The sequence below is a fragment of the Dactylosporangium sp. McL0621 genome (assembly GCF_049995355.1).
In the GTDB taxonomy this organism is placed as follows: domain Bacteria; phylum Actinomycetota; class Actinomycetes; order Mycobacteriales; family Micromonosporaceae; genus Dactylosporangium.
On the sequence record NZ_CP188259.1, the window covers coordinates 6,555,000 to 6,577,686 of the forward strand.

Genomic DNA, 22,687 nt, shown 5'->3' on the forward strand with positions numbered 1-22,687 from the left:
GCGTGCTCGACGCCGAGACCATCCTGGTCGCCACCGAAGAGGTCCTGCGGCGGCACGGCCCGTCCAAGGCGACCGTCGTGGACGTGGCGCGGGCGCTGGGCGTCAGCCACGCCGCGGTGTACCGGCACTTCGCGTCGAAGGCGGCCCTGCGCGAGGCGGTGACGCGCCGCTTCGTGGGCCGCACGCTGCCGGCGCTGGAGGCGATCGCCGCCGACGCCGCCCTGGCGCCCCCGCAGCGCCTGCGGGCCTGGATCTCGGCGATGTTCGCGGCCAAGCGCGCGGCCGCCGGCCGCGACCCGGAGCTGTTCGCGACCTACCGCGCCCTGGCCGGGGAGAGCAGCACCGTCGCCGCGGAGCACGTCGCCGCGCTGCTGAGCCAGCTCGAGCGCATGGTCGCCGACGGCGTCGCCACGGGCGACTTCGCGGCCACCGACGCCGCGGCCGCCGCGCGCGCGATCTTCTGGGCGACGGCCGCCTTCCACGACCCGGCCCACGCGGCCGAATGGGACCGCCCGGGCCGCGAAGCGGTGCTGGCCGACGTGTGCACGCTCGTCGTCAACGGCCTGCGTTAAATCGCGCTTAACGATACGCGTCTACTTCTGTCCCGGAATCCGACGGCCGTCCGGATGGTTCGCCCCGGCCGAACGTACGAGTTGCGTCGCGGTTACCAGCATCAATGCCACGAACGCGAATCCGATTCGTTCTATCCCGAAATCGGCTACGGAAAGTAATGTGCGGCAGCGTTTTGTCGACATCGACGGTCCGTGATAGCTTTCCCGGCGCAGTGAGGCGTGAATTCTTCTCACCCGGCACAGCGTCAGGTGCGGGGTCGGCTCGAACGGGGCGAGCAGAGAGTGTCTATTGGGCTGCGCCCGCGATGGCGCGATAAATGCTGGCAGTGGGCCCGCCGATACGTCCCCGCGGAAATTGCCGGCACCGCCAGTGCATTTATTGCGACCGCTGCGATATATGCCTTGTTCTCGGATCGGGTGCTCGCCGCATTGGCCGGCACCGCGGGCGAGATCGTCGGCTTCTACGGCCTCATCGCGACCGTGGAGTGGCGCCGGGAGCGGGCCCGCGGGTACAACCTGCGCCGCACCACCACCTCGACCGCGCGCCTGCTGCTGGCCGAGTTCGGACTGATCGAGGTGCTCGACTCGACCACCCTGCGCCCGCTGTTCATGTACCTCGGCCCGGACATCACCGGCGGCATCGGCACCGGCACCCTGCTGGGCAAGCTGATGGCCGACGTCGCCTTCTACGGCGTGGCAATCGTCAGCTACGAGCTGATCCGCCGCCGCCGGCGCGAGACCGTCCCGGCCGGCGCCGACGAGGACACCGTCGAGCTCACCGGCGGCGAGGTCACCCAGCCGCTGGCCGTGATCGACGACGAGGTCACCCAGCCGCTGGCCGTCGTCGACCCCGAGGCCACGCAGCCCATCGCCACGCGCCCGGCCCCGGCGCGCCCCGTGCGCAGCCCGGCGCCCCGCCCGGCCCCGGGCGCGCGCTCCACCACGCGCAAGACCGCCCCCGCCCGGCCCGCGGCCGTGCGCCCCGGCCGGAGATCCGCGTGACCGCCCGGCTCGTGATGGACCTGGCCCGGGTCGGCGCCGCCTATCGGGACCTGCGCGCCGCCCTGCCGGACGTGGCCGTGCACTACGCGATGAAGTGCAATCCGCACCCGCGGGTCGTCGGGCACCTGGCCGGGCTCGGCTGCGGCTTCGAGATCGCCTCGGCGGCCGAGCTGGAGCAGCTGCTCGCGCTCGGCGTGCCGGCGGGCGAGGTGCTGTTCAGCAACCCGGTCAAGCCGGAGACGCACATCGAGCGGGCCTTCGCCGCGGGGGTGCACCGGTTCGCCTTCGACTCGGCCGACGAGCTGGCCAAGCTCGGGCGGGCCGCGCCGGGGGCGTCGGTGTACGTCCGGCTCGCCGTGCCCGACCTGCACAGCGAGGTACCGAGCGAGGGCAAGTTCGGCGTCGACCTGGACGCCGCCGCGCAGCTGCTGCTCGCCGCCCGCGACCGCGGCCTCGACCCGTACGGGGTCACCTTCCACGTCGGCTCGCAGATGATGCACCCGCGGGCGTGGGCCCAGCCGCTGGAGATGGTCGGCGAGCTGATGGACAAGCTCGCGGCCGAGGACGTCCGGCTGCGGCTGGTGGACCTCGGCGGCGGCTTTCCGGCACGGTACGACGGCGACCCCCCTCCGCTGGCGGACTACGCCGCGGTCATCCACGCCGGCCTGGCCGCCCTGCGCTATCCGGTGCACGCCGTCGTCGAGCCCGGCCGCGCCCTCGTCGCCGAGGCCGGCACGCTCGTGGCGACCGTCATCGGGGTCGCCGACCGCCTGGGCCGGCGCTGGGTACACCTGGACGTCGGCGCCTTCAACGGGCTCATGGAGAGCCTCGAGACGGCCAACCAGCTCCGCTTCCCGGTCGGCGACGAGCTGAACAGCCCGCGCCGGCGGCGCTGCCAGCTGACCGGGCCCACCTGCGACAGCCAGGACACGATCCTCTTCGACGTCGAGCTGTCACACGAACTGGCCACCGGCGACCGGGTCCACCTCGGCAGCGCCGGCGCCTACACCACCGTCTACGCCTCGAACTTCAACGGCTTCGAGCCGCCGGTCGTGGACATCCAAGAGCATTCGGGGGAACTCCAATGACACGCAGCCACGCCGCCGCCACGGCCCCGCCCGAGGCGGACGCCGACCTCGCCGTGCTCGGCTCGCCCCTCTACCGGGGCATCAAGACGGTCGTCGCCGGCCTGGGCGTGGTCTACGCCCTCAGCACCCTGCTGCCGATGGGCGGGCAGCGCCCGGCGCTGCTGGACACCTGGTTCTACTCGGTCGTGCTGATCGCCACGTCCCTGCTGGCGCTGGCCCGGCCGATCCTGGTCCGCCGCAACCGGCTCGCCTGGGCCTTCGTCGGCGGCGGCGTGGCCTCCTGGGCCGCCGGGGACATCTACTGGCAGGCGAGCTTCGCCGACGCCGAGACCATCCCGGTGCCGTCGCTCGCCGACGTGTTCTACGTCGGCCTGTACCCCCTGGCCTACATCGGCTTCATCCTGCTGGCCCGCGCGACCGTGCGGCGGCTGCCCGCGTCGGTCTGGCTCGACGGCGTCGTCACCTCGCTCGCGGCCGGCGCGATGTTCTCCGCGTTCACGCTCAACGACCTCCTCAACGCCGACACCGGCAAGGCGTTCGCGGCGACCGTGACCAATTTGTCGTACCCGATCGGCGATCTCGTCCTCATGGTCGTCGCGGTCGCGGCGCTGGCGATGGTGCGCTGGCGCAACGACCCGGTCTGGTGGATGGCCGGCCTCGGCGCCGCCGCCTTCACCGTGGCCGACACCGCCTACCTCTTCGGCCTGGCGAACAACACGTACACCGACGGCAGCTGGATCGACGGCACGTGGATGATCGGGCTCACCCTGATGGCGCTGGCCGGCTCGGTGCACCGCCGCCGGGCCGCCGACGAGGTGCGCGGCTTCGCCGCCCTGCTCGTGCCGATCCTGTTCTCGCTGTGCGCGCTGGTCGTGCTCATCGTCGGCACCTTCGTGCACCTGCACCCGGTGACCATCGTCATGGCCAGCGGCTGCCTGCTCGCCGCCGGCGCCCGCACCGCGCTCACCTTCGAGCAGACCCGCGAGCTGAACCGGACCCGCCGCCAGGCCACCACCGACGAGATCAGCGGCCTGGGCAACCGCCGGGTGCTGGACTCGGCCCTGCCGGGCATGCTGGAGGGCCTCCCCCAGGGCGCGATCCTCCCGCTGACCATCGTCAGCGTCGACCACCTGCACGAGATGAACCGGATCCTCGGCTACACCGCCGGCGACATGATCCTCAACACCGTCGGCAACCGGCTGCTGCAGGCCCTGCCGCCGGAGGCGGTCGCGGTGCGCCTCGGCGGCGCCGAGATCGCCATCCTCCGCACGGTTTCCGCGGGTACCGCCGACAGCATCTCCCGCGACACCGAGCTGCTGCTGCGCAGCCTGGCCGCGCCGATTCCGGCCGGCCCGGTGCCGGTGCAGATCGAGCTCAGCGCCGGCCTGGCCCTCGCGCCCATGCACGCCACCAACTCGGCCGAGCTGATCCGCTGCGCCGCCGACGCCCTGCACGAGGCCAAGTCGAGCCGGTCCGAGGTGGAGGTGTACGACCCCGGCCACCGCGGCGACGTCGGCTCGCACCTGCTGCCCGACCTCCTGCGGGCGGTCGAGCACGAGCAGTTCTTCGTGTACTACCAGCCCAAGGTCGACCTCGGCACCCGCCGCCCGGTGGCCCTCGAGGCGCTGCTGCGCTGGCGGCACCCCGTGCACGGCTGGATCGAGCCGGAGGTGCTGCAGCGCCTGGCCGTGCAGGTCGGCCTGACCCGCCAGCTGACCCGCTTCCTGCTGCGCAGCGCGCTGGAGAGCTGCGCGGCCTGGCGCCGGCAGGGCTTCGAGCTCGGCGTCGCCGCGGACGTGTCCGCCGCCGACGTGCTCGACTCCCGGCTGCCGTACGACGTGGCGAAGATGGTGAACAAGCTCGGCGTACCACCGTCGGCCTTCACCCTGGAGATCGCCGAGGAGGTCATGCTCATCGACGCCCGCCGCACCGAGACGGCGCTGGGCCAGTTCCGCCACTTCGGCGTCCGCCTGGCCCTGGACCACTACGGCCGCTCGGCCCCGTCCCTGGCCCGGCTGCGCAGCATGCCCGTCGACGAGCTGAAGCTGGACCCGGCCTTCGCCGCGCCGATGGTGAACAGCCCGCAGGACGCGGTGGTCATCCGCTCGACCGTGGAGCTGGCGCGCTCGCTCGGCATCACCGTGGTCGCCGAGGGCGTCGACACGCGCGAGATGGTCGACGCGGTGACCCTGTCGGGCTGCGCCGGCGTGCAGGGCACGCTGCCGGGCGAGCCGCTGAGCGTGGACGCCCTGCAGGCCTGGCTGGCCGCCCAGCGCCCGCCCGCGGAGCAGCACACCGGAGGCCGGCGGCGCCCGGAGCAGTCCACGTACAGCACCCGGTAGCCGCCCCTCAGCCGAGGAGCTGCTCCAGCGCGAGCCGATCGGACGGTTCGCCGTGGGAGGGGTACAGGCGGTCGAAGCCGAGCCGGCGCACCTTGTGCAGCGAGCGCTCGGCCTCGGCGGCGTCCGCGGTGAACGCCTGCGGGGCCCGGGTGAGCCCGGCACCCGGGTTGCCGGCGAGGTCGCCGATGAGCAAGGCGCCGTCGTCCACGGCCAGGAGGCTCAGGTGGCCGGCGGTGTGCCCGGGCGTGGCGACGACGCGCAGCCCGCGGATCGTCGCGCCGTCCGCGGCCGCTTCGACCGCGACCGGGAACGTGTCGTGCGCGCCGGCCCGGACGGTCGCGCCGGGCGCCAGCGCGACGACCTCGGCCAGGCCGCCGGTGTGGTCGGGGTGGTGGTGCGTGAGGACCACGTCCGTCACGTCGCTCCAGGCCGCCCCGATCTCGGCGAGCTTCGCCGCGATCAGCGGCACGGACCGGTCGAGCCCCGTGTCGACGAGCGTCACCCCGGTGGCGTGCGGGACGAGAAAGCAGCGGACGTCGAAGTCCATGGGCTCCGGGCCGGCGAGGCCGGCCGGAATGTGCACCGGGCTGACGATCGAATGGATCATGGTAGGCTCGCTCCGTATTGGATACACTGTGAGTGTATTGGTTACACTGAAGGTAGCGCGAAATGATCGACCCGGGCAAGCGTCCGTACCACTCCGACCTGCGAGCGACCCAGGCCCGCCGGACCCGTGCGCAGATCGTGGCGGCGGCGGCGGAGCTGTTCGTCGCGAACGGGTACGCGGCCACGACCGTCGAGGCGATCGCGGCGGCGGCCGGGGTCAGCCGCAAGACCGTGTTCACCTCGGTCGGCAGCAAGGCCGCCCTGATCCGCCTGGCGTACGACCAGGCGACCGCCGGCGACGACGAACCGGTGCCGCTGCGGCGGCGGCCGGCCATCCAGGCGCTGGAGGCGGAGCCCGACCCGGCCCGGATGCTGGCCGGCTTCGCCGATCTCCTCACCGGCATCCACGGACGCATCGCCCGGCTGCACGCCGCGCTGACCGTCGCCGCCGGCTCGGACGCCGAGGCCCGGACCCAGTGCGAGGAGCTGGAGCGGCAACGGGCGGCGGCCATGCGACGGCCCGCCACCCTGATCTCACGGCGCGGTGCCCTCCGGCGGGGGCTGACGATCGCGACCGCGGCCGACATCCTGTGGCTGCACAGCGATCCCGTCCTGTACCACCAGCTGGTGCACAAGCGGCAGTGGACGCCGGCCCAGTTCCGGGACTGGCTCACCCTCGCCCTGCAGCGTCAGCTCCTACGATGAGGCATGCGCATCGTATTCGTCGCCGCGCCGTTGCAAGGGCATCTACTGCCGCTGGTGCCGCTCGCGGCGGCCTGCCGGGACGCCGGGCATGACGTGGTCGTCGCCGGCGGCGGGTTCCCGGGCGACATGCTCGGGCTGCGCACCGCCGACATCGGGGCCGCCTTCAGCCTGCCCCGCAGCGCGATCCGCGTGGCCCTGCGCCATCCCGGCATCGCCCGCGCCGAGCTGCGCGGGACCGCCGGGCACGCCATGGTCGGCGAGCTCTTCGGCCGGGCCAACCTGGCCCTCGTCGGGCCGCTGCTCGAGCTGGCCGCGCGGGAGCGGCCCGACCTGATCGTGTACGAGTCGCTGGCCGAGGCCGGCGCCGTCGTGGCCGGGCGGCTGTCCATCCCGTCGGTACTGCAGGAGAACACGCTGTGGCCGGCCACCGATCTGTTCCGGGCCGTGACGACCAGCTCGGTCCTGGCCCGGCACGCCGTTCCCGAGCCCGGGCTGACCATCGCCGTCACGCCGCCGAGCCTGCGCGGCGCGCCCGCGGCCGGGGCGATCGCGATGCGCCCGGTGCCGTACTCAGGCGGTGGCGCGGTTCCGGACTGGCTGCTCGCGCCCGGCGACCGGCCCCGCGTGGTGGTCAGCCGGAGCACCCTCGCGGGCCCAAACACCGGCGACCCCGGCCCCGCGGTCATCGCCGCGGCCGCACGCGTGGACGCCGAGTTCGTGCTCGTCCGACCGGCGAAGGCCCGCAACCTCCCGGCCAACGTGCGCGCCGTCGGCCGCGTGCCGCTCGACCAGGTGCTGCCGCACGCCGCCGCGTTCGTGCACCACTCCGGGGCCGGCAGCGTGCTGGGCGGGCTGGCCGCGGGGGTGCCCCAGCTGGCCACGACCGGGGCGGGCGACCGCAGGCACAACGCCGAGCTGCTGGCCCGGCGGGGCGCCGGCCTGGCCCTCGCCGCGAAGGCCATCGGCGCGGCCGAGCTGACCCGGCTACTCACCGACGGCGCGCTGCGGGCCGCGGCGCAGGAGGTCGCGGCGGAGATCGCCGCGATGCCGGAGCCGGCCGCCGTGGTACCCGCGCTGGAGCGGCTCGCCGGCGGCTGAGGCTCAGAGGCCGGATGGTGACGTCGTCGTCCACGCAGTACACCCTAGGATGATCGTGATGTCCTCGATGTTGCTGATGGAGCGCCTGCACCGGGCCGGGCTGGGTGACGTCGCCGCCGTGGAGCCCGTCAGCGGTGGTCTCGCGGCGCTCGCCGGGATCGCCACCCGCCGCGACGCGCCGCCGGTGTTCGTGAAGGCCTTCGCCGAGGCGCCGGACGACGACGTGTTCGCGGCCGAGGCCGAGGGGCTGGCCGCCCTGCGCGAGCTCGGCGGTGTGGCGACGCCCGACGTGATCCTCGCCGACCGGGAGCTGCTGGTGCTGTCGGTCCTGCGTCCGCGGCCGGAGGGCGCGGCCTTCTGGGAGCGGTTCGCGCACGCGCTCGCCCGGCTGCACCTGGGTACGACCCACAAGCGCTTCGGCTGGCCCCGCGACAACTGGCTCGGCCGCCGCCGGCAGGTCAACACCTGGGCCGAGGACGGCTTCGCGTTCTTCGCGCAGCACCGGCTGCTGCGGTGGCTCGGCGAGCCCCGCGTCGACACCGCCCTCGGGCCCGCGGACCGGGCCGCACTGGAACGACTCTGCGACCGGCTGCCCGAGCTGCTGCCCGACCGGCCGGCCTGCCTGACCCACGGGGACCTGTGGGCCCAGAACGTCCTGGCCACCCCGGACGGGCGGCCCGCCCTGATCGACCCGGCCGTGTCCTACATGTGGGCCGAGGTCGACCTGGCCCACGTGTGGACGACCGCGCCCCCGCCCGAGGCGCAGCGCTGCTTCGACGTCTACGCGGAGCTGACCTCGCTCGACGCCGGCTGGCGGGACCGTATGCCGATCATCCAGCTGCGCCAGCACCTCGCCGTGGTGGCCCAGTTCGACGACGACTGGGGCGCGGCCGGCCTGATCCGGGCCACGCTCGCCCCGTTCCGCGTGCGCGGCTGATCGGACGAGGTACGAATCGGAAACGTTGCGCGGTGACAATTGCCGCATGTGGACCCCGGGCGTCGCGGCGACGCTGACCTACGACATCGCCGCGCCGGCGGTGCTCGCGCTGCAGATCGCGGCGGCCGACCGGCGCGACGACGAGACGATCACGGCGACGCTCGACGGCGCGGCGGTCGGCATCACCGAGGTCGCCGGCTCCGGCGGGCCTCTGGGCGGCCGGACGCACCTGGTGACCGGCGGCCCCGGGCGGCTGGTCGTCGCCTACGCCGGCAACGGCGCGGGCCGCCCGGCGCCGGCGCTCCCGCCCACCGACCTGGACCGGATCGTGGCGACGCGGCCCAGCCGGTACTGCCCGTCGGACCGGCTCGGCGGGTACGCCGCCCGCTACCGGCGCGCCGACGAGCTCGACACGGTGCGGGCGATCGTGGCCGGCGTCCACGAGTCGCTGGTGTACGACACGGCGGCGTCCGGCCCGACGACCGACGCGATCGACACCCTGCTGGCCGCGCGGGGGGTGTGCCGCGACTACGCCCACCTGACCGTGGCGCTGTGCCGCGCGGTCGACGTGCCGGCCCGGGTCGTCGCCGTGTACGCGCCCGGCCTGGACCCGATGGACTTCCACCTGGTCGCGGAGACCGCGGTCGGCGGCGAGTGGCTGGTGTGGGACGCCACCCGGCTCGCGCCGCGGCCGTCCCTGGTGCGCATCGCGACCGGGCGCGACGCGGCCGACGTGGCGTTCGGGACGGTGCTGGCGGGGACGGTCGAGCTGGTCGACCTGAGCATCACCGCGGTCGCCGACGGCGACCTCCCGGCGGACCGCCACGAGGAGCTGGTCAGGCTCCCGTAGGCCGCGCGGGGCCGGCCAGGGACTCCACCCGGTCCAGGAGGGCCTGGACGATGCCCTCCAGGACCATGTCGTCGTCGATCTCGGCGAGGTAGGGCGCGGCCGCGGCGATGTGCGGGTAGCGCTGGGGCGGCAGCGAGCGGTACTCGTGCGACCACGCGGCCTCGTCGCCCTGCCGGCTCGACTCGTCGAGGGCGGCGTAGGCGCTGCACATCGCGGCGTACGAGAAGATCGTCTCGGAGTAGACCAGGTGCTGGAAGGCGGCCTCCTCCTCGGTCAGGCCCGCCTCGCGCAGGGCCCCGAGCACCGCCTCCACGGTGCGGAACTCCCCCGGGCGGCGGGTCGTGCGCAGGGCCACGATCGGGGCGATCGCCGGGTGGGCGACGAAGGTGCGCACGGTCTGGCGGGCCAGCCACTCCAGCCGCGGGCGCCACGCGAGGCCGGCCGGCAGCGCCTCCACGGTCGCGGCGACCAGCCGGTCGGCGACCTCCAGGATGATCTCGTCCTTGTCCCGGAAGTGGCGGTAGATGGCCGTCGGGTCCGCCCCCAGCTCCTTGCCCAGGCGGCGGACGGTGAGCGCGTCGGCGCCGGCCGTGGCGGCGAGGCGGCTCGCCGCGTCGATGATCAGCTCGGGCGTGAGCGCGGCGCGGGTTCGCAAACGGGTCTCCTGTCCGAAATCGGCGTCGTCCCGCCAATGTTAGGGCCGCGTCGGGAAGCTCACGTTCAACACTGTTGTCAACGGCGTTGACAACGACGATGATTGGGCCATGTCCACCGCTGTCCATGCCTCGCTCGCCGATGTCCGGCTCACCCCGTACTGGCTCGACGACCCCGGCCGGCCCGCCGCCCGCGCGCCGCTCACCGGCGAGCTCGAGTGCGACCTGGCCGTCGTCGGCGGCGGGTACAGCGGGCTGTGGACCGCGCTCATCGCCAAGGAGCGCGACCCCGGCCTCGACGTGGTGCTCGTCGAGGGCGACCGGATCGGGCACGCCGCCTCCGGGCGCAACGGCGGGTTCTGCCAGGCGAGCCTCACCCACGGGATCGGCAACGGACTGCGGCGCTGGCCGGACGAGCTGGGCGAGCTGGAGCGCCTCGGCGCCGAGAACCTGGCGGCGATCGAGGCGGCGCTCATGCGGTACGACATCCGCTGTGACTTCGAGCGGACCGGCGCGCTGGATGTGGCCACCGCGCCCCACCACGTCGAGCTGCTGCGCGGGCACGCCGAGGCGGCCCGCGCGCTCGGGGCCGCGGTGGACTTCCTCGACGCCGGGGCCCTGCGCGAGGAGATCGACTCGCCGGCCTTCCTCGCGGGCATCTGGGATCGCGACGGTACCGCCCTGCTGCACCCGGCCCGCCTCGCGTGGGGCCTGGCCGAGGCGTGTGAGCGACTCGGCGTGCGGGTCTTCGAGGGCACCCCGGTCACCCGCCTGACCCGCGACCGCGGCGGGATCGCGCTGCACACCGGGCGCGGCCGGCTGCGGGCCGGGAAGGTGGCGCTGGGCACCAACGTGTTCCCGTCGCTGCTGCGGCGCACCCGGCCGTACGTCGTGCCGGTGTACGACTACGCGCTGGTCACCGAGCCGCTCACGGCCCGGCAGCGCGCCGCGATCGGCTGGCGGCGCCGGCAGGGCATGTCGGACTGCGGCAACCAGTTCCACTACTTCCGCCAGACCCGCGACCACCGGATCCTGTGGGGCGGCTACGACGCCGTGTACCACTTCGGCGGTCAGGTCCGCCCCGCCTACGAGCACCGGCCGGCCACCTACGACAAGCTCGCCGCGCAGTTCTTCACGGCGTTCCCGCAGCTGGAGGGGGTGCGGTTCACGCACGCCTGGGGCGGGGCGATCGACACGTGCACGCGCTTCTCGGCGTTCTTCGGCACCGGGCACCGCGGGCGGGTCGCGTACGCGGCCGGGTTCACCGGGCTCGGGGTCGGCGCGACCCGGTTCGGCGCCGAGGTGATGCTCGACCTGCTCGCCGGGGCCGACACCGCGCGCACCCGCACCCGGATGGTCCGCTCGCGGCCGCTGCCGTTCCCGCCCGAGCCGGTGCGCTGGGCCGGGGTGCAGCTGACGCGGCAGGCGATGATCAGCGCCGACGCGCACGGCGGGCGGCGCAACCTCTGGCTGCGGGCGATGGACCGGATCGGGTTCGGGTTCGACAGCTAGGCGGCCGCCGCGCGGCTTCTCCACCACCGACAGCCAGTCGTCGAACGGGACCGGGATGCCGGTGCCGTAGCCCTGCGCGTAGTCGAGCCCGATCGCGCGCAGGGCGTCGAGCACGCTGGTGTCCTCGACGAATTCGGCGATCGTGCGCAGGCCCATCTCGTGGCTGATGCGGTGCACCGACTCGACCATGGCCCGGTCGACGCGGTCGCCGACGATGCCCCGCACGAAGCTGCTGTCGATCTTCACGAAGTCGACGCGGGAGAACACCGGCTGGGCGGCGGCCGCGAGGGCGACGGCGAGCGGGATGACGGTGAGCACGGCGTTGGCCGGCGAGCTGCGCTGGAACAGCGCGAACCCGAACAGCCCGGCGATGTGCGCGCCCAGGATCCACAGGATGGCACGGTGCCGGCCGTTCCAGTCGCGCTCGGGCAGCGGACGGCCGCTCGGCAGCGTCCGCACGAGCCGCCGTGCCCATGCCATCATGTCGCCTACATCGGCGGGCCGCCGACCGGTTTGAGACCGCCCGAACTTTTTTCCGGCGGGCGTGAACCGAATCGGGCACTCGATCCGATGAGGGGGCGTGAGGGACAGCATGGGCGATCGCGAACTGCTCGACCTGGTGGCCGTGGGCGACCGGGCGGCGTTCGAGGTCTTCTTCCGCCGCCACGGGGTGTGGCTGACGATGCGCCTGCGGTACCGATGCGCCGACCCCGCCGTCGTCGACGACGTGGTGCAGGAGACGTTTCTGGACGTGTGGCGGGGTGCGGCGCGGTACCGCGATGACGGCGACGTCGCCGGATGGCTGTGGCGGATCGGGGCGCGGCGGCTCGTCGACGCGATGCGCGGGCACGGCTCCCGGGCCCGGCTGACCCGGCTGCTGGCCCGGCTGCGCGGGCGCGACGAGCCGTCCGCAGAGGAGCAGGTGCTCGCCGGGGTCGAGCACGGCGACCTCGCCGGGGCGCTGGCCCGGCTCTCGCCCGAGCTGCGCGCGGTCCTGCAGGCGACCGTGCTCGACGGGCTCACGACCAACGAGGCGGCGGCCCTGCTCGGCATCCCGCCCGGCACCGTCAAGACGCGGGCCTTGCGGGCCCGCCGGCAACTTCGGCAGGAGCTGACATGACTCGATCCGCTGCGGGTGCGTGGCACGTGCCCGACGATGACCTGCGGCTCTACGCCGCGGGCCGGTGCGGGCCGCCGCTGCTGTGGTCCGTCGAATCGCACCTCGTCGCCTGCCCGGGCTGCCGCGACCGGCTCACCGCCGCGGCGGCCGCCGCCGAGCCGGCGCTGCTCGACGACGGCTGGGCCGGGCTCGACGCGGCGCTCGACGCGCCCGTGCCGGGGCCGCTGGAGCGGCTGGTGCGCCGGGCCGGGGTGCCCGAGCCCACCGCCCGGCTGCTGGCCGCGACCCCGGCGCTGCGGCTGTCCTGGCTCGGCGCGGTCGCGCTCACCCTCGCCCTCACCGCGGTGTTCGCGCACGCCGCCGCGCCGCTGGTGTTCCTGGCCGCGGCGCCGCTGCTGCCGCTGCTGAGCGTCGCCGTGTCGTTCGGGCCGGGCATCGACCCGACCTTCGAGCTTGGCCTCGTCGCGCCGATCAGCGCGCTGCGGCTGCTGCTGGTGCGGGTGGTCGCCGTCGTCGCCGTCAACGCGGTGCTGTGCGCCCTCGCCAGCCTCACCCTGCCCGACCTGGGCCTCGCCGCGGCCGGGTGGTTCCTGCCGTCCTTGGCGCTGACCGTGCTGACGCTGCTGGTGGCCACCCGGCTGGGCATGGCGGCCGCGGCCGCTGCGGTCGGGGTCGGCTGGGCCGTGCTGGTCGCCCTGACCCTGTCGGCCCCGTTCACCGCGGCCGGGCAGGTGGCCAGCGCGGTCGCCGCCGCCGTCGCGTGCACGCTGTTCTCCCGGCGCGCCCGGGCGTTCGACCCGTCCCGCCTGTTCCCGCGCAGCGCATTCACCAGGAGGCTTCGATGAGCACCGACACCGCCGCACCCGGCACCGATGTCGCGGTCCGGGGCCGTGGGCTCACTTTGCGGTACGGGCGGAAGGTCGCCCTCGACGACGTCTCGATCGGCCTCGGCACCGGGGTGACCGGGCTGCTGGGGCCGAACGGGGCGGGCAAGACGACGCTGCTGCGGATCCTCGCGACCGCGGTGGCGCCCGACGCCGGCGAGCTGCGGGTGCTCGGCCACGACCCGCTGAGCGGGCCCGGGCGGCTCGCGGTGCGGCGGCGGCTCGGCTACCTGCCGCAGGACCCCGGCTTCCACATGACGTTCACGGCGTTCGAGTTCGTCGACTACGTCGCGATCCTCAAGGAGCTCACCGACCGGCGGGCACGCCACGCGGAGGTCCGCCGGGTGCTCGACGCCGTCGGGCTCGACCAGCACCGCCGGGCTCGCATCCGCACCCTGTCGGGCGGCATGCGGCAGCGGGTCGCGCTCGCCGCGGCGCTCGTCGGCGACCCGGCGCTGCTGGTGCTCGACGAGCCGACGGTCGGCCTCGACCCGCAGCAGCGGATGCGCTTCCGGGAGCTGTTCGCCGACCTCGGCGAGCGGCGCGTGGTGCTGCTGTCCACCCACCAGACGGAGGACGTCATGTCGCTGTGCCGGGACGTGGTCGTCATCGACCAGGGCCGGGTCCGGTTCGCCGGGCCCCCCACCGGACTGGCCGCGCTCGCCGAGGGGCGGGTCTGGACCAGCGCGGTGCGGGAGCCGGCGGCGCTCGCGTCGTGGCGGACCGGCACCGGCGCGTTCCGGCACGTCGGCGACCCGCCGGCCGGGGCCGACCTGCTCGCCCCGACGATCGAGGACGGCTACCTCATGCTCGTCGACGTGCGCGCGGGCGGCGACGGCCGTGACTGACCTCCTGACCGCGCCGGCCGTCCCCGTCGCCGCCGGTGCGCGGGCCGGCTCCGGGCGGGCGATGCTCGCGCTGGCCCGGGTCGAGTCGGTGCGGCTGCTGCGCCACCCGTTCACGCTCGCCGCGCTCGCCCTGTTCCTCCTGCCGTGGATCTACGGGCTGCTCACCGGGTCCGCCGGCGACTTCCCGGTGCTGCACGAGGCCACCGTCGACCTGCAGCTGCTCGGCCTGTTCGCGCTCGGCAGCGGCGCCCTGATGACCGCCAACCTGGCGATGCTGCGCGGGCAGCGGCACCACACCGAGGAGCTCGACGCGACGCTGGTGCTGCCCCGGCCGTGGCGGGCCGGGGCCGTGCTCCTGGCGCTGCTGCCCTACGCGCTGCTCATCACGCTCGTCCTCGGGGTGCGGCTGGGCGAGCTCGCGCTGCGGCCGGGCGCCGTGGGCCGGCCCGACCCGGCCGAGCTCCTGCTCACGCCGGCCGTCGCGGTGCTGTTCGGCGCGGTCGGGGTGCTGGTCGCCGTGGCGTTGCGCTCGGCGCTGTGGGGGCCGCTCATCCTCATGGCGCTGCTGTCCGGGGTGCTTGCGGCGTCGATCGCCGGGGCCGAGGGGGCGCTGTGGGTGCTGCGGCTGACGCCGATCACGCCCGACCTCAACCAGTACTCGGTGCCGAGGTCGTTGGTCGACCGCACGCCCGGCTGGCACCTGCTGTACGTGCTGGGCCTGCTCGCCGTCGCCGCCGGCGCCGCGCTGGCCCGGTCCGGCGGGCGGCGCCTGCTCGTGCCGCTCGTCGTCGTGGCCGCGCTCACCGCCGGGGCCGGGGCGGCCCAGTTCCGCGGCGATCCCGCGCTGGACCGCCGGCGCGCCGACGTCACCCGCGACCCGGCCGCGGTCGAGACGTGCCGGCAGCTCGGCGAGGTGCAGTACTGCGCAATCGGCGAGTTCGAGCGGTGGATCCCGGCCTGGGACGAGGTGGTCCGGGGCGTGCTGCGCCCGGTGCCGTCGATCGCCGGGCCGCCGCTGGTCGTGCGGCAGCGGATCTGGCTCACCGGCCGCCCCGCCAACGGCGGCGGCGCGTACGCCGGCGACGCGCGGCAGGACGAGGACCGCCTGCGGGTCTGGAGCGCCGCCGACGCCGCGGCCGGGCACCCGGGGGCCGTGCTGGTGGGCTCCGCCTGGCGGTCGGACGCGGACGCGGCCACCCTCGCGGCGAACGTCGCCCACCGCGTGCTGACCGGCGCCGCGCTGACGACCCAGATGCCGATCTGCGGGTCTCGGGGCGCGCTGCTGGTCTGGCTGGTCGGCCAGGCGACGCCGGGCACCGCGAAGGGCCTGCGCATGCTCGACGAGCAGTCCTCGGGCGCCCTCGCGTTCCCGGACATGAGCCTGCTCACCTCGACCATGGTCCCGGACCGCGAGGCGACACCGGCCCTGGCGCTGCTGTCCCGGCCGGCGAGCGAGGTCGCCGCGGTCGTACGGCGGAACTGGGGCGAGCTGGCCGACCCGGCCACGTCGCTCGAACGCTTCGGCGACCTGCTCGGCGTGGCCGTCCCGGCGGCGCCCCCGGCCGAGGAGCGGACCGTATGCGGCGCCGCCTGACCGCCCGCCGCGGCGTTCTGTCCGCGCTCGTGGGGCCGACCCTGCGGGCGATGCGGCCGGCGCCGGTGGCCGGCGCGCTCGCGGCGGCGCTGCTCGTCGTGGCCGTGCCGGCGGTGCTCGGCCTCGACCTCGAGCCCGACGACCACGCCCGGCTGCTGCGCTTCGCCGCGGTGTGCGCCGCGACCGGCCTGGCGTTCACCTTCGACGACCCGGCCAAGCCGACCACGCTCGCCGTGCCGGTGCCGTCCCGGTGGCCGGCCGCGATCCGCGGCGCCTTCGGCCTCGCGGCGTTCACGGCCTGGTGGGCGGCGGCGGTCACGCTCACCTACGCCGGGGCCGACGAGCTGCGGCTCCCGGTGCCGGGCCTGACGCTGGAGGCCGTGACCATCGCCGCCCTGGCCCTGGCCGCCTCCGCGGTGACGTGCCGGTTCAGCGCCCGCGGGGTCGGCGGCCCGATCGCCGCCCCGGCCGCGCTGGGCCTGGCGCTCGCGGTCGCGGTCGCCCCGACCACGCCACCGATGTTCGTGCCGGCCATCGTGCGCGGCACCGTGTGGACCGCGGTGCACGAACGCTGGGCGGCACTCCTGGCGCTCGTCCTCGCCGCAATCGTCACCGCGGTGGCGGCCCCGGCCCGGCCGACCGCCCGGCGCACCACCGCGTCCTGCCGGCACCGTGACTCGGCCTCGACCGGGAGCAGCGGCTGCGGTTCCGGGAGGTGATCTCGCACGCCGGCGCGGGACGCACCGTGGTCATGCCGACGTTCCCTACCACGACGTCGGCGGCCTGCCCACCGGCGCGGACCTGCTCCCACCGTCGCTGGAGGAGCGGACCACTCCCCGACCCCGTCCCGCCGGCGTGGGCCAAGCACTATCCTGCCGAACTACCGTCGCGTCGAAATCCCGGACGCGGTCCGGTATTTCGAAAGGACTCTCCACATGCCCCGCGTGGTACCGGCGGTCATCCGCACCCTCGACATCCTCGAACTGTTCCTGGACCGCCCCCGGCTGTCGGCCCGCGACATCACCGAGCAGCTCGGCCTGCCCCGCACCACCGTCCACGAACTGCTCGTCACGCTCGTCGCCCGCTCCTACCTGATCGCCGTGCCCGGCCAGCCGGTCCAGTTCCGGCTCGGCATGCCGGTGTTCCAGCTCGGCACCGCGTTCGCCGGCCAGCTGGATCTCGTCCGCGAGGCGCAGGGCGTGGCACAGGACGTCGCCGCCGCCTGCAACGAGGCCGTGCACGTCGCCGTGCTCAACGGCGCGGACGTGATCTACCTGGTGAAGGTCGACAGCACGCATCCCGTCCGGATGGTGTCCGCGGTCGGCCGGCGGCTGCCCGCGCACTGCACGGCCGTCGGCAAGATGCTGCTAAGCAGCCTTGACCCGGCCGCCCTCGACGCGCTCCGGCCGACCGGCGACCTGCCCGGCATGACGCCGCACAGCATCACCGACCCGGATCGGCTGCGCGCCGAGCTCGACGGCATCCGCGCCGCGGGCGTGGCGGTCGACGACGGCGAGTCCGACACCGCCGTCCGCTGCGTCGCGGCGCCGATCCGCGACCACACCGGCACGACCGTCGCCGCGATGAGCGTCTCCGCGCCGATCATCCGCTGGACGCCCGCGACCCACGCGGAGTGGACCCGGCTGGTCCGCGAGGGCGCCTCCGCCCTGTCGGGCCGGCTGGGGTACCGGATGCCGCGCTGACCCCGCGCGGCCCGGCGCCATATCGAAGCTCATTGACACCCCCGCACTGGGTCCTCTACCGTCGCGTCACCCGAATCGATATTTCGAACTCTGTTCGAAATATCGAACCATAGAGGAGGCGATGGCCATGGACGACAAGCCGTTGTGGTCCCGGCGCGGCTTTCTGGGGATGGGAGTGGGCGTGCTCGGCGCGGCCGGTCTGGCCGCGTGCGGGGACGGCCCTTCGAAGTCGACACCCAAGGTGCAGCCGGAGGTACCGCAGGAACTGCTCGACGCCGCGACTTCGCTGAAGGGCGCCTCGATGGGGGTGCTGTCGCAGAAGCTGTACTCGACGGCGGCGAACGCGGCGCTCGACAGCTCGATCAAGACGTTTGCCGACGCCACGGGGACGAAGATTGAGAACAGTCTGGTCCAGGCCGACGCCGGTGACGTGGTGGCCAAGATCGACGCCGAGGTGAAGGGCGGCGTGGCCCGCGACCTGGCGTTCATGACCGACTCGCGGTTCGTCGCGCAGTTCCACTCACTGGGCGACCTGGAGGACGTGACGGACGTCGTCACGGCGCTGAAGGCCAAGTACGGCGAGCCCACGGCGGAGTCGAAGAACTTCTGCGTCTTCGACGGCAAGTGGTACGCCATCCCGTACCACTTCATCGGGATCGGGTCGTTCCTGCGCAAGGACTGGATGCAGGACAAGGGCATCACCCCCAAGGATGTCTACAGCTGGGAGGAGCTGCGGGACCTGTGCCTGGCGATCTCCGATCCGGGCAAGCGCCGGTACGGCTGGGGCATGACCGTGAACCGGTCCGGTGACGCCAACGGCATGATCGAGGCGCTGATCAACGCCTACGGCGGCTCCATCGTGGACAACGACGGCCGGAAGGTCATCTTCGACTCCCCCGAGACCGTGCAGGCGGTCACCTTCCTCGGCGACATCTACACCAACCCCAAGTACAAGGCGATGCTCCCGCCGGGCGTCGCGTCCTGGACCGACTCCAGCAACAACGAGAACTGGCTGGCCGGCATCCTCGGCTACACCCGCAACCAGTTCAGCGTCTACGCGGATTCCAAGACCAAGAAGAACCCCGTCTACGACAAGACCCACGTGTTCGCCGACTGCATCGGTCCGGCGACCGACACCCCCCTGCTGCTCGGCCAGTCCCAGGGTTTCGTCGTGTTCAAGGGCGCCAAGAACGCTCCGCTCGCCAAGCTCCTGGCGCAGTACCTGGTCAGCGCGAAGGCGCTGCTCGGGGTGGCGAAGGAGGCGCCCGGCCTGGCGTTGCCCGCCTGGGACAAGGTCTGGGATGCCGACCCGTTCTTCACCAGCGGCGACCCCGCGTTCTCCGTCCTGCGCAAGATCACTCAGCTGTCGCTGCCGCTGAAGACGAAGACCGGCCTGGCCTACCCGCAGAAGGCCAGCGCGGGCCAGCAGGCCGCCGTCGGGGCCTACGTCCTCACCGACATGATGCAGCAGGTCGTCCAGGGCACGGCGCCCGCCAAGGCCGTCACCGCCGCCCACGCGAAGATGGTGCAGATCTTCAACCAGCAAGGGCTGCCGCAGTGAGTTCGGTCCGCACCGCGCCGGTCCCGGCGGCGGCGGCATCGCCGCTGCCGGGGCGCGGCTCGCTCACCCCGACCCAGCGCCGCCTGGGCCGCGACTGGCGGCTGGCCGCGCTGTTCCTGGCGCCGACGGCGGTGCTGGTCGGCGGGCTCGTGCTCGTGCCGATCGCCCGGTCGGTCTTCACCAGCACGACGGAGCGGCACGGGCCGGACAGCGTGTTCGTCGGCCTGGACAACTACATCGCCCTCGCCGGCGACGAGCAGTTCCGCACGGGCGTGGAGAACTCGTTCGTGTTCACCGCGTACGCCGAAGTGTTCAAGGTGGTGCTGGGGCTCGCCGCGGCCCTGCTGCTGCACCACCGGCGTCGCGGCCGGGCGGTGCTGGCCGGGTTGCTGCTGCTGCCGTGGGTGGTCCCGACGGTGGTGACGGCGTTCAGCTGGCGCTCGCTGCTCGATCCGATCTTCGGCAGCGTCAACGCGCTGCTCACCGAGTCCGGGATCGGGCCGCTGCTGGCCGGCGCCCACCTGGTCGACAGCTGGCCGGCCGGCTGGCTGTCCGATCCGTCGCTGGCCATGCCGTCGGTGATCCTCGTCAACGTCTGGAAGGGGGTGCCGTTCTTCACCGTCACGTTCCTCGCGGGGTTGAAGGCCATCCCGGCCGACCTGTACGAGGCGGCGACCATCGACGGCGCCTCGTCGCTGCGGCGGTTCGTCCACGTGACCCTGCCCGGACTGCGCCACGTGATCACCGTGACGGTGACCCTGTCCTCGATCTGGACGTTCAACAACTTCGACCTGATCTGGCTGCTGACGCAGGGCGGCCCGGGCGACGCGACCGCGCCGTACGTGCTCGTCGCCTACTCGAAGGCGATCCTGCAGCTGCAGTACGGCGCCGGGGCGGCGGTCACGCTCGTCATGCTGCCGGTCATCGGCGGCCTGGTGTTCGTCCTGGTCCGGTCGATGCGCCGGGACGCCGGCGCCGCGCCGCGCCGCCCGGCCGGAAAGCTGAGGAAGGCGCGGCCGTGGGTCATCGCCGGGGCCGTCGCCCTGCTGCTGCTCTGGGCCTCGCCGCAGATCTTCTGGAAAGCGGCGGTGGTACTCGGAGGAATCCTGCTGATCGCGCTGGCGGTCGGGCGGGTGGTCTCGGCGCTGCCCACCCGGGGCCATCGCCGGGCGTCGTCCCTGGTGTCGAACCTGGGGTCCGGTGTGGCGCTCGCCGGGCTGCTCGCCTTCGGGCTGGGGCCGCTGTACTGGATCGCCGTCACCGCCTTCAAGTCCGAGGACCAGATCGTCATGCACTACAGCGACCTGTGGCCGACGCCGTGGACCCTGCAGCAGTTCACTGACCTGTTCGCCAACCAGCCCTTCGGCCGCTGGTACGTCAACACCATTGTGGTGTCCCTGGCGTCCACCACGGTGGCCCTCGTCTGCGCCGCCCTGGCCGGTTACGCGCTGGCCCGGCTGCGGTTCCGCGGGGCGCAGGGTTTCACCGTCACGGTGCTGCTCACCTACGTGATGCCGGGCGCGCTGCTGTTCATCCCGCTGTACCAGCTGCTCATCGGGGTGCGGCTCACCGACTCGCTGTGGTCGCTGGTGCTGACGTACCCGACCTTCACGCTGCCGTTCGCGACCTGGCTGCTGACGGGGTACTTCTCGTCGATCCCGGTCGAGCTGGAGGAGGCCGCGCTGGTCGACGGCTGCAGCCGCATCCAGGCGTTCCGCCGGGTGATGCTGCCCCTCGCCAAGCCGGGGCTGCTGGCGGTCGCGCTGTTCACCCTGACCAACGCCTGGAACGAGTTCCTCTTCGCCTTCGTCTTCATCACCAAGGACGAGTACAAGACGCTCCCCGTCGGGATGCAGTCGATGATCGCCGGGGACGTCGTGCCGCAGGGCCAGCTCGCCGCCGCGTCGCTGCTCGTCAGCATCCCCGTCGTGCTCATGTACGCCTTCGGGCAGCGCTTCCTGACCGACGGGCTCACCGCGGGCGCGGTGAAAGGCTGACCCCCGCCTCGCGCGGCGGCGCGATCACGCCCGTTGGCGATGGTGTATTGCCGCCACAATGGCGCAGATCCGCCGGACAAAAAGTGTTACGGACGTCGGCGATCAAAGGCCGGCCATCGAAACACGTCCGGCAATGTCGCGCCGGGCAACGGTCGTGTTAATGTCCGCATACATCGATCCGCTTCGACGCATTGGTTAGGGATCGCCATGCAGACGCGCCGCGCGCTCACCGCGCTTGTCGCCGCCGTCGGACTCGGCGCGGCCGTGGCCTCGCCCGCCTGGGCGGCGCCGGTGACGATCACCCCGGCAACGGTGTGGAACGACACCTCCGGCCACGTCATCCAGGCCCACGGCGGGGACATCAGCAAGGTCGGCGGCGTCTACTACTGGCTCGGCGAGGACAAGACCAGCGGCTCACCGTTCCAGAACGTCAAGTGCTACTCGTCGGCCGACCTGAAGAACTGGACGTTCGTCGCGAATGTGCTCACCCGCCAGTCCGGCGGCGATCTCGGCCCCAACCGCATCGTCGAGCGCCCGCACGTCATCTACAACGCCGCCACGGCGACGTACGTGATGTACATGCACATCGACAACAGTAGCTACTCCGAGCGCCGCAGCGGAGTGGCCACCAGCAGCAGCATCTGCGGCACCTATCAGTACCGGGGCAGTTTCAAGCCCGCCGGGCACGACAGCCTGGACGACAACCTGTTCCTGGACGGCGGCACCGGCTACCTCATCAGCGAGGACCGCACCAACGCCAAGCTGCAGATCTACCAGCTCTCGGCCGACTTCCTGAGCGTGTCCGCGCTGGTCAAGACGCTCAACCAGTACGAGTCACCGGCGATGGTCAAGGTCGGCGGCACCTACTACCTGTTCGGCTCGCACCTCACCGGTTGGAACACCAACGACAACCAGTACACGACGGCCGGCTCGATCACCGGGACCTGGAGCGCCTTCCGCAGTTTCGCACCGGCCGGCACCAACACCTGCAACTCCCAGACCACGCAGATCCTGCCGGTGTCGGGCAGCAGCGGCACCGGCTACCTGTTCCTGGGCGATCGCTGGAACCCCGGCAACCTGGCCGACTCCCGCTACGTCTGGCAACCGCTGACCATCGGCGGCACCAGCGCCACGATGACCTGCCAGTCGAGCTGGACCGTCGACACCGCGACCGGCACGGTCGGGCCGGCCGACGGCGGCAACGCCACCGGAGTCCTGCGCGGCGTGGGCTCCAGCCGATGCCTGGACGTGCCGAACCAGTCGACCGCCAACGGTACGCAGGTGGCCATCTGGGACTGCAACGGCGGCACCAACCAGCAGTGGACCCTCACCACGGGCAAACAGCTCATGGTGTACGGCACGAAGTGCCTCGAGGTCGCCGGCCAGTCGACGACCGCCGGCGCGGCCGCCCAGATCGCGACGTGCACCGGCGCCGCCAACCAGCAGTGGAACGTCAACGCCAACGGCACCGTCACCGGTGTCCAGTCCGGCCTGTGCCTCGACGTCATCGGCGCCGCGACCGCCAACGGCACCAAGGTCGAGATCTGGACCTGCAACGGCGGCGCCAACCAGTCCTGGACCCGCTCCTGACCATGCCCCCGTGATCCCCGGAAAG

Annotated in this window: 20 protein-coding genes and 1 pseudogene; 18 read left to right on the forward strand and 3 right to left on the reverse strand. The window is 73.5% G+C overall.

Annotation, left to right across the window (positions count from 1 at the left end; all coding sequences use genetic code 11):
• The first annotated feature begins 2 nt into the window (after window positions 1-2).
• The 4 genes from ACPPVO_RS30990 (at window position 3) to ACPPVO_RS31005 (ending at window position 5,004) form a co-directional block, all read left to right on the forward strand.
• Window positions 3-572 (forward strand): TetR family transcriptional regulator, encoded by a 570-nt coding sequence (locus ACPPVO_RS30990; protein ID WP_426502074.1) that lies wholly within the window; start codon window positions 3-5, stop codon window positions 570-572.
• A gap of 402 nt (window positions 573-974) precedes the next feature.
• Window positions 975-1,574, forward strand: a complete 600-nt coding sequence (locus tag ACPPVO_RS30995; protein ID WP_426502075.1) for a hypothetical protein — start codon at window positions 975-977, stop codon at window positions 1,572-1,574.
• A complete protein-coding gene (locus ACPPVO_RS31000) occupies window positions 1,571-2,662 on the forward strand; it encodes a type III PLP-dependent enzyme (protein WP_426502076.1) in 1,092 nt (363 codons plus the stop codon). Before ACPPVO_RS30995 ends, ACPPVO_RS31000 begins: the two co-directional genes overlap by 4 nt.
• On the forward strand, window positions 2,659-5,004 hold the full coding sequence (locus ACPPVO_RS31005; RefSeq protein WP_426502077.1) for a putative bifunctional diguanylate cyclase/phosphodiesterase: 2,346 nt from the start codon (window positions 2,659-2,661) through the stop codon (window positions 5,002-5,004). Before ACPPVO_RS31000 ends, ACPPVO_RS31005 begins: the two co-directional genes overlap by 4 nt.
• A 7-nt stretch (window positions 5,005-5,011) precedes the next feature.
• Here ACPPVO_RS31005 and ACPPVO_RS31010 read toward each other — a convergent pair whose 3' ends face one another.
• Window positions 5,012-5,611 carry an MBL fold metallo-hydrolase gene (locus ACPPVO_RS31010; RefSeq protein WP_426502078.1) on the reverse strand — a complete coding sequence of 200 codons (600 nt, stop codon included), beginning with the start codon at window positions 5,609-5,611 and terminating at the stop codon, window positions 5,012-5,014.
• A 62-nt stretch (window positions 5,612-5,673) separates the two neighbouring features.
• Between ACPPVO_RS31010 and ACPPVO_RS31015 the strand changes: the two genes are divergently transcribed.
• The 4 genes from ACPPVO_RS31015 to ACPPVO_RS31030 are packed head-to-tail and all read left to right on the forward strand — an operon-like array spanning window position 5,674 to window position 9,200.
• Entirely contained in the window at window positions 5,674-6,315 is a 642-nt protein-coding gene (locus ACPPVO_RS31015) for a TetR/AcrR family transcriptional regulator (RefSeq protein ID WP_426502079.1), read from the forward strand.
• Between the two features lie 3 nt (window positions 6,316-6,318).
• On the forward strand, window positions 6,319-7,413 hold the full coding sequence (locus tag ACPPVO_RS31020) for a glycosyltransferase (protein WP_426502080.1): 1,095 nt from the start codon (window positions 6,319-6,321) through the stop codon (window positions 7,411-7,413).
• A gap of 58 nt (window positions 7,414-7,471) precedes the next feature.
• On the forward strand, window positions 7,472-8,350 hold the full coding sequence (locus ACPPVO_RS31025; protein WP_426502081.1) for a fructosamine kinase family protein: 879 nt from the start codon (window positions 7,472-7,474) through the stop codon (window positions 8,348-8,350).
• A 46-nt stretch (window positions 8,351-8,396) separates the two neighbouring features.
• The gene (locus tag ACPPVO_RS31030) at window positions 8,397-9,200 is read left to right on the forward strand and encodes a transglutaminase-like domain-containing protein (RefSeq protein WP_426502082.1); all 804 of its coding nucleotides are present in this window, start codon (window positions 8,397-8,399) and stop codon (window positions 9,198-9,200) included.
• On the opposite strand, the gene ACPPVO_RS31035 is transcribed toward ACPPVO_RS31030, so the two are convergent.
• Entirely contained in the window at window positions 9,187-9,855 is a 669-nt protein-coding gene (locus ACPPVO_RS31035; RefSeq protein ID WP_426502083.1) for a TetR/AcrR family transcriptional regulator, read from the reverse strand. The genes ACPPVO_RS31030 and ACPPVO_RS31035 overlap by 14 nt on opposite strands.
• Before the next feature lie 109 nt (window positions 9,856-9,964).
• Between ACPPVO_RS31035 and ACPPVO_RS31040 the strand changes: the two genes are divergently transcribed.
• On the forward strand, window positions 9,965-11,365 hold the full coding sequence (locus ACPPVO_RS31040; RefSeq protein WP_360382477.1) for an NAD(P)/FAD-dependent oxidoreductase: 1,401 nt from the start codon (window positions 9,965-9,967) through the stop codon (window positions 11,363-11,365).
• A 126-nt stretch (window positions 11,366-11,491) separates the two neighbouring features.
• Here ACPPVO_RS31040 and ACPPVO_RS31045 read toward each other — a convergent pair.
• A pseudogene (locus ACPPVO_RS31045) lies at window positions 11,492-11,959 on the reverse strand (hypothetical protein); the annotation flags it as partial.
• Between ACPPVO_RS31045 and ACPPVO_RS31050 the strand changes: the two are divergent.
• The 9 genes from ACPPVO_RS31050 to ACPPVO_RS31090 all read left to right on the forward strand — a co-directional run bounded on the left by ACPPVO_RS31050 (window position 11,958) and on the right by ACPPVO_RS31090 (window position 22,662).
• Window positions 11,958-12,485, forward strand: a complete 528-nt coding sequence (locus ACPPVO_RS31050) for an RNA polymerase sigma factor (RefSeq protein ID WP_426514729.1) — start codon at window positions 11,958-11,960, stop codon at window positions 12,483-12,485. The pseudogene ACPPVO_RS31045 and the gene ACPPVO_RS31050 overlap by 2 nt on opposite strands.
• Complete coding sequence (locus ACPPVO_RS31055; protein ID WP_426502084.1) at window positions 12,482-13,330, forward strand: hypothetical protein; 849 nt, start codon at window positions 12,482-12,484, stop codon at window positions 13,328-13,330. The genes ACPPVO_RS31050 and ACPPVO_RS31055 overlap by 4 nt, the downstream gene beginning before the upstream one ends.
• Window positions 13,327-14,217, forward strand: a complete 891-nt coding sequence (locus ACPPVO_RS31060; protein WP_426502085.1) for an ABC transporter ATP-binding protein — start codon at window positions 13,327-13,329, stop codon at window positions 14,215-14,217. Before ACPPVO_RS31055 ends, ACPPVO_RS31060 begins: the two co-directional genes overlap by 4 nt.
• Window positions 14,210-15,811 carry a hypothetical protein gene (locus tag ACPPVO_RS31065; RefSeq protein WP_426502086.1) on the forward strand — a complete coding sequence of 534 codons (1,602 nt, stop codon included), beginning with the start codon at window positions 14,210-14,212 and terminating at the stop codon, window positions 15,809-15,811. The genes ACPPVO_RS31060 and ACPPVO_RS31065 overlap by 8 nt, the downstream gene beginning before the upstream one ends.
• A complete protein-coding gene (locus ACPPVO_RS31070) occupies window positions 15,796-16,530 on the forward strand; it encodes a hypothetical protein (RefSeq protein WP_426502087.1) in 735 nt (244 codons plus the stop codon). Before ACPPVO_RS31065 ends, ACPPVO_RS31070 begins: the two co-directional genes overlap by 16 nt.
• 216 nt (window positions 16,531-16,746) lie before the next feature.
• Entirely contained in the window at window positions 16,747-17,514 is a 768-nt protein-coding gene (locus ACPPVO_RS31075; RefSeq protein ID WP_426502088.1) for an IclR family transcriptional regulator, read from the forward strand.
• A gap of 121 nt (window positions 17,515-17,635) precedes the next feature.
• On the forward strand, window positions 17,636-19,075 hold the full coding sequence (locus ACPPVO_RS31080) for an extracellular solute-binding protein (protein ID WP_426502089.1): 1,440 nt from the start codon (window positions 17,636-17,638) through the stop codon (window positions 19,073-19,075).
• Window positions 19,072-21,072, forward strand: coding sequence for an ABC transporter permease subunit (locus ACPPVO_RS31085; protein ID WP_426502090.1), 2,001 nt, complete (start codon window positions 19,072-19,074; stop codon window positions 21,070-21,072). Before ACPPVO_RS31080 ends, ACPPVO_RS31085 begins: the two co-directional genes overlap by 4 nt.
• Window positions 21,073-21,279: 207 nt before the next feature.
• Window positions 21,280-22,662 (forward strand): ricin-type beta-trefoil lectin domain protein, encoded by a 1,383-nt coding sequence (locus tag ACPPVO_RS31090; protein ID WP_426502091.1) that lies wholly within the window; start codon window positions 21,280-21,282, stop codon window positions 22,660-22,662.
• Window positions 22,663-22,687: the final 25 nt, after the last annotated feature.

What these genes read in the sequence shown, in the direction of transcription:
- ACPPVO_RS31025 (WP_426502081.1), top strand. Translation starts at nt 7,472, where the DNA reads ATGTCCTCGATGTTGCTGATGGAGCGCCTGCACCGGGCCGGGCTGGGT.
- ACPPVO_RS31060 (WP_426502085.1), top strand. Translation starts at nt 13,327, where the DNA reads ATGAGCACCGACACCGCCGCACCCGGCACCGATGTCGCGGTCCGGGGC.
- ACPPVO_RS31055 (WP_426502084.1), top strand. Translation starts at nt 12,482, where the DNA reads ATGACTCGATCCGCTGCGGGTGCGTGGCACGTGCCCGACGATGACCTG.
- ACPPVO_RS31090 (WP_426502091.1), top strand. Translation starts at nt 21,280, where the DNA reads ATGCAGACGCGCCGCGCGCTCACCGCGCTTGTCGCCGCCGTCGGACTC.
- ACPPVO_RS31075 (WP_426502088.1), top strand. Translation starts at nt 16,747, where the DNA reads ATGCCCCGCGTGGTACCGGCGGTCATCCGCACCCTCGACATCCTCGAA.
- ACPPVO_RS31050 (WP_426514729.1), top strand. Translation starts at nt 11,958, where the DNA reads ATGGGCGATCGCGAACTGCTCGACCTGGTGGCCGTGGGCGACCGGGCG.
- ACPPVO_RS31080 (WP_426502089.1), top strand. Translation starts at nt 17,636, where the DNA reads ATGGCCATGGACGACAAGCCGTTGTGGTCCCGGCGCGGCTTTCTGGGG.
- ACPPVO_RS31040 (WP_360382477.1), top strand. Translation starts at nt 9,965, where the DNA reads ATGTCCACCGCTGTCCATGCCTCGCTCGCCGATGTCCGGCTCACCCCG.
- ACPPVO_RS31015 (WP_426502079.1), top strand. Translation starts at nt 5,674, where the DNA reads ATGATCGACCCGGGCAAGCGTCCGTACCACTCCGACCTGCGAGCGACC.
- ACPPVO_RS31030 (WP_426502082.1), top strand. Translation starts at nt 8,397, where the DNA reads ATGTGGACCCCGGGCGTCGCGGCGACGCTGACCTACGACATCGCCGCG.
- ACPPVO_RS31020 (WP_426502080.1), top strand. Translation starts at nt 6,319, where the DNA reads ATGCGCATCGTATTCGTCGCCGCGCCGTTGCAAGGGCATCTACTGCCG.
- ACPPVO_RS31005 (WP_426502077.1), top strand. Translation starts at nt 2,659, where the DNA reads ATGACACGCAGCCACGCCGCCGCCACGGCCCCGCCCGAGGCGGACGCC.
- ACPPVO_RS31070 (WP_426502087.1), top strand. Translation starts at nt 15,796, where the DNA reads ATGCGGCGCCGCCTGACCGCCCGCCGCGGCGTTCTGTCCGCGCTCGTG.
- ACPPVO_RS31010 (WP_426502078.1), bottom strand. Translation starts at nt 5,611, where the DNA reads ATGATCCATTCGATCGTCAGCCCGGTGCACATTCCGGCCGGCCTCGCC.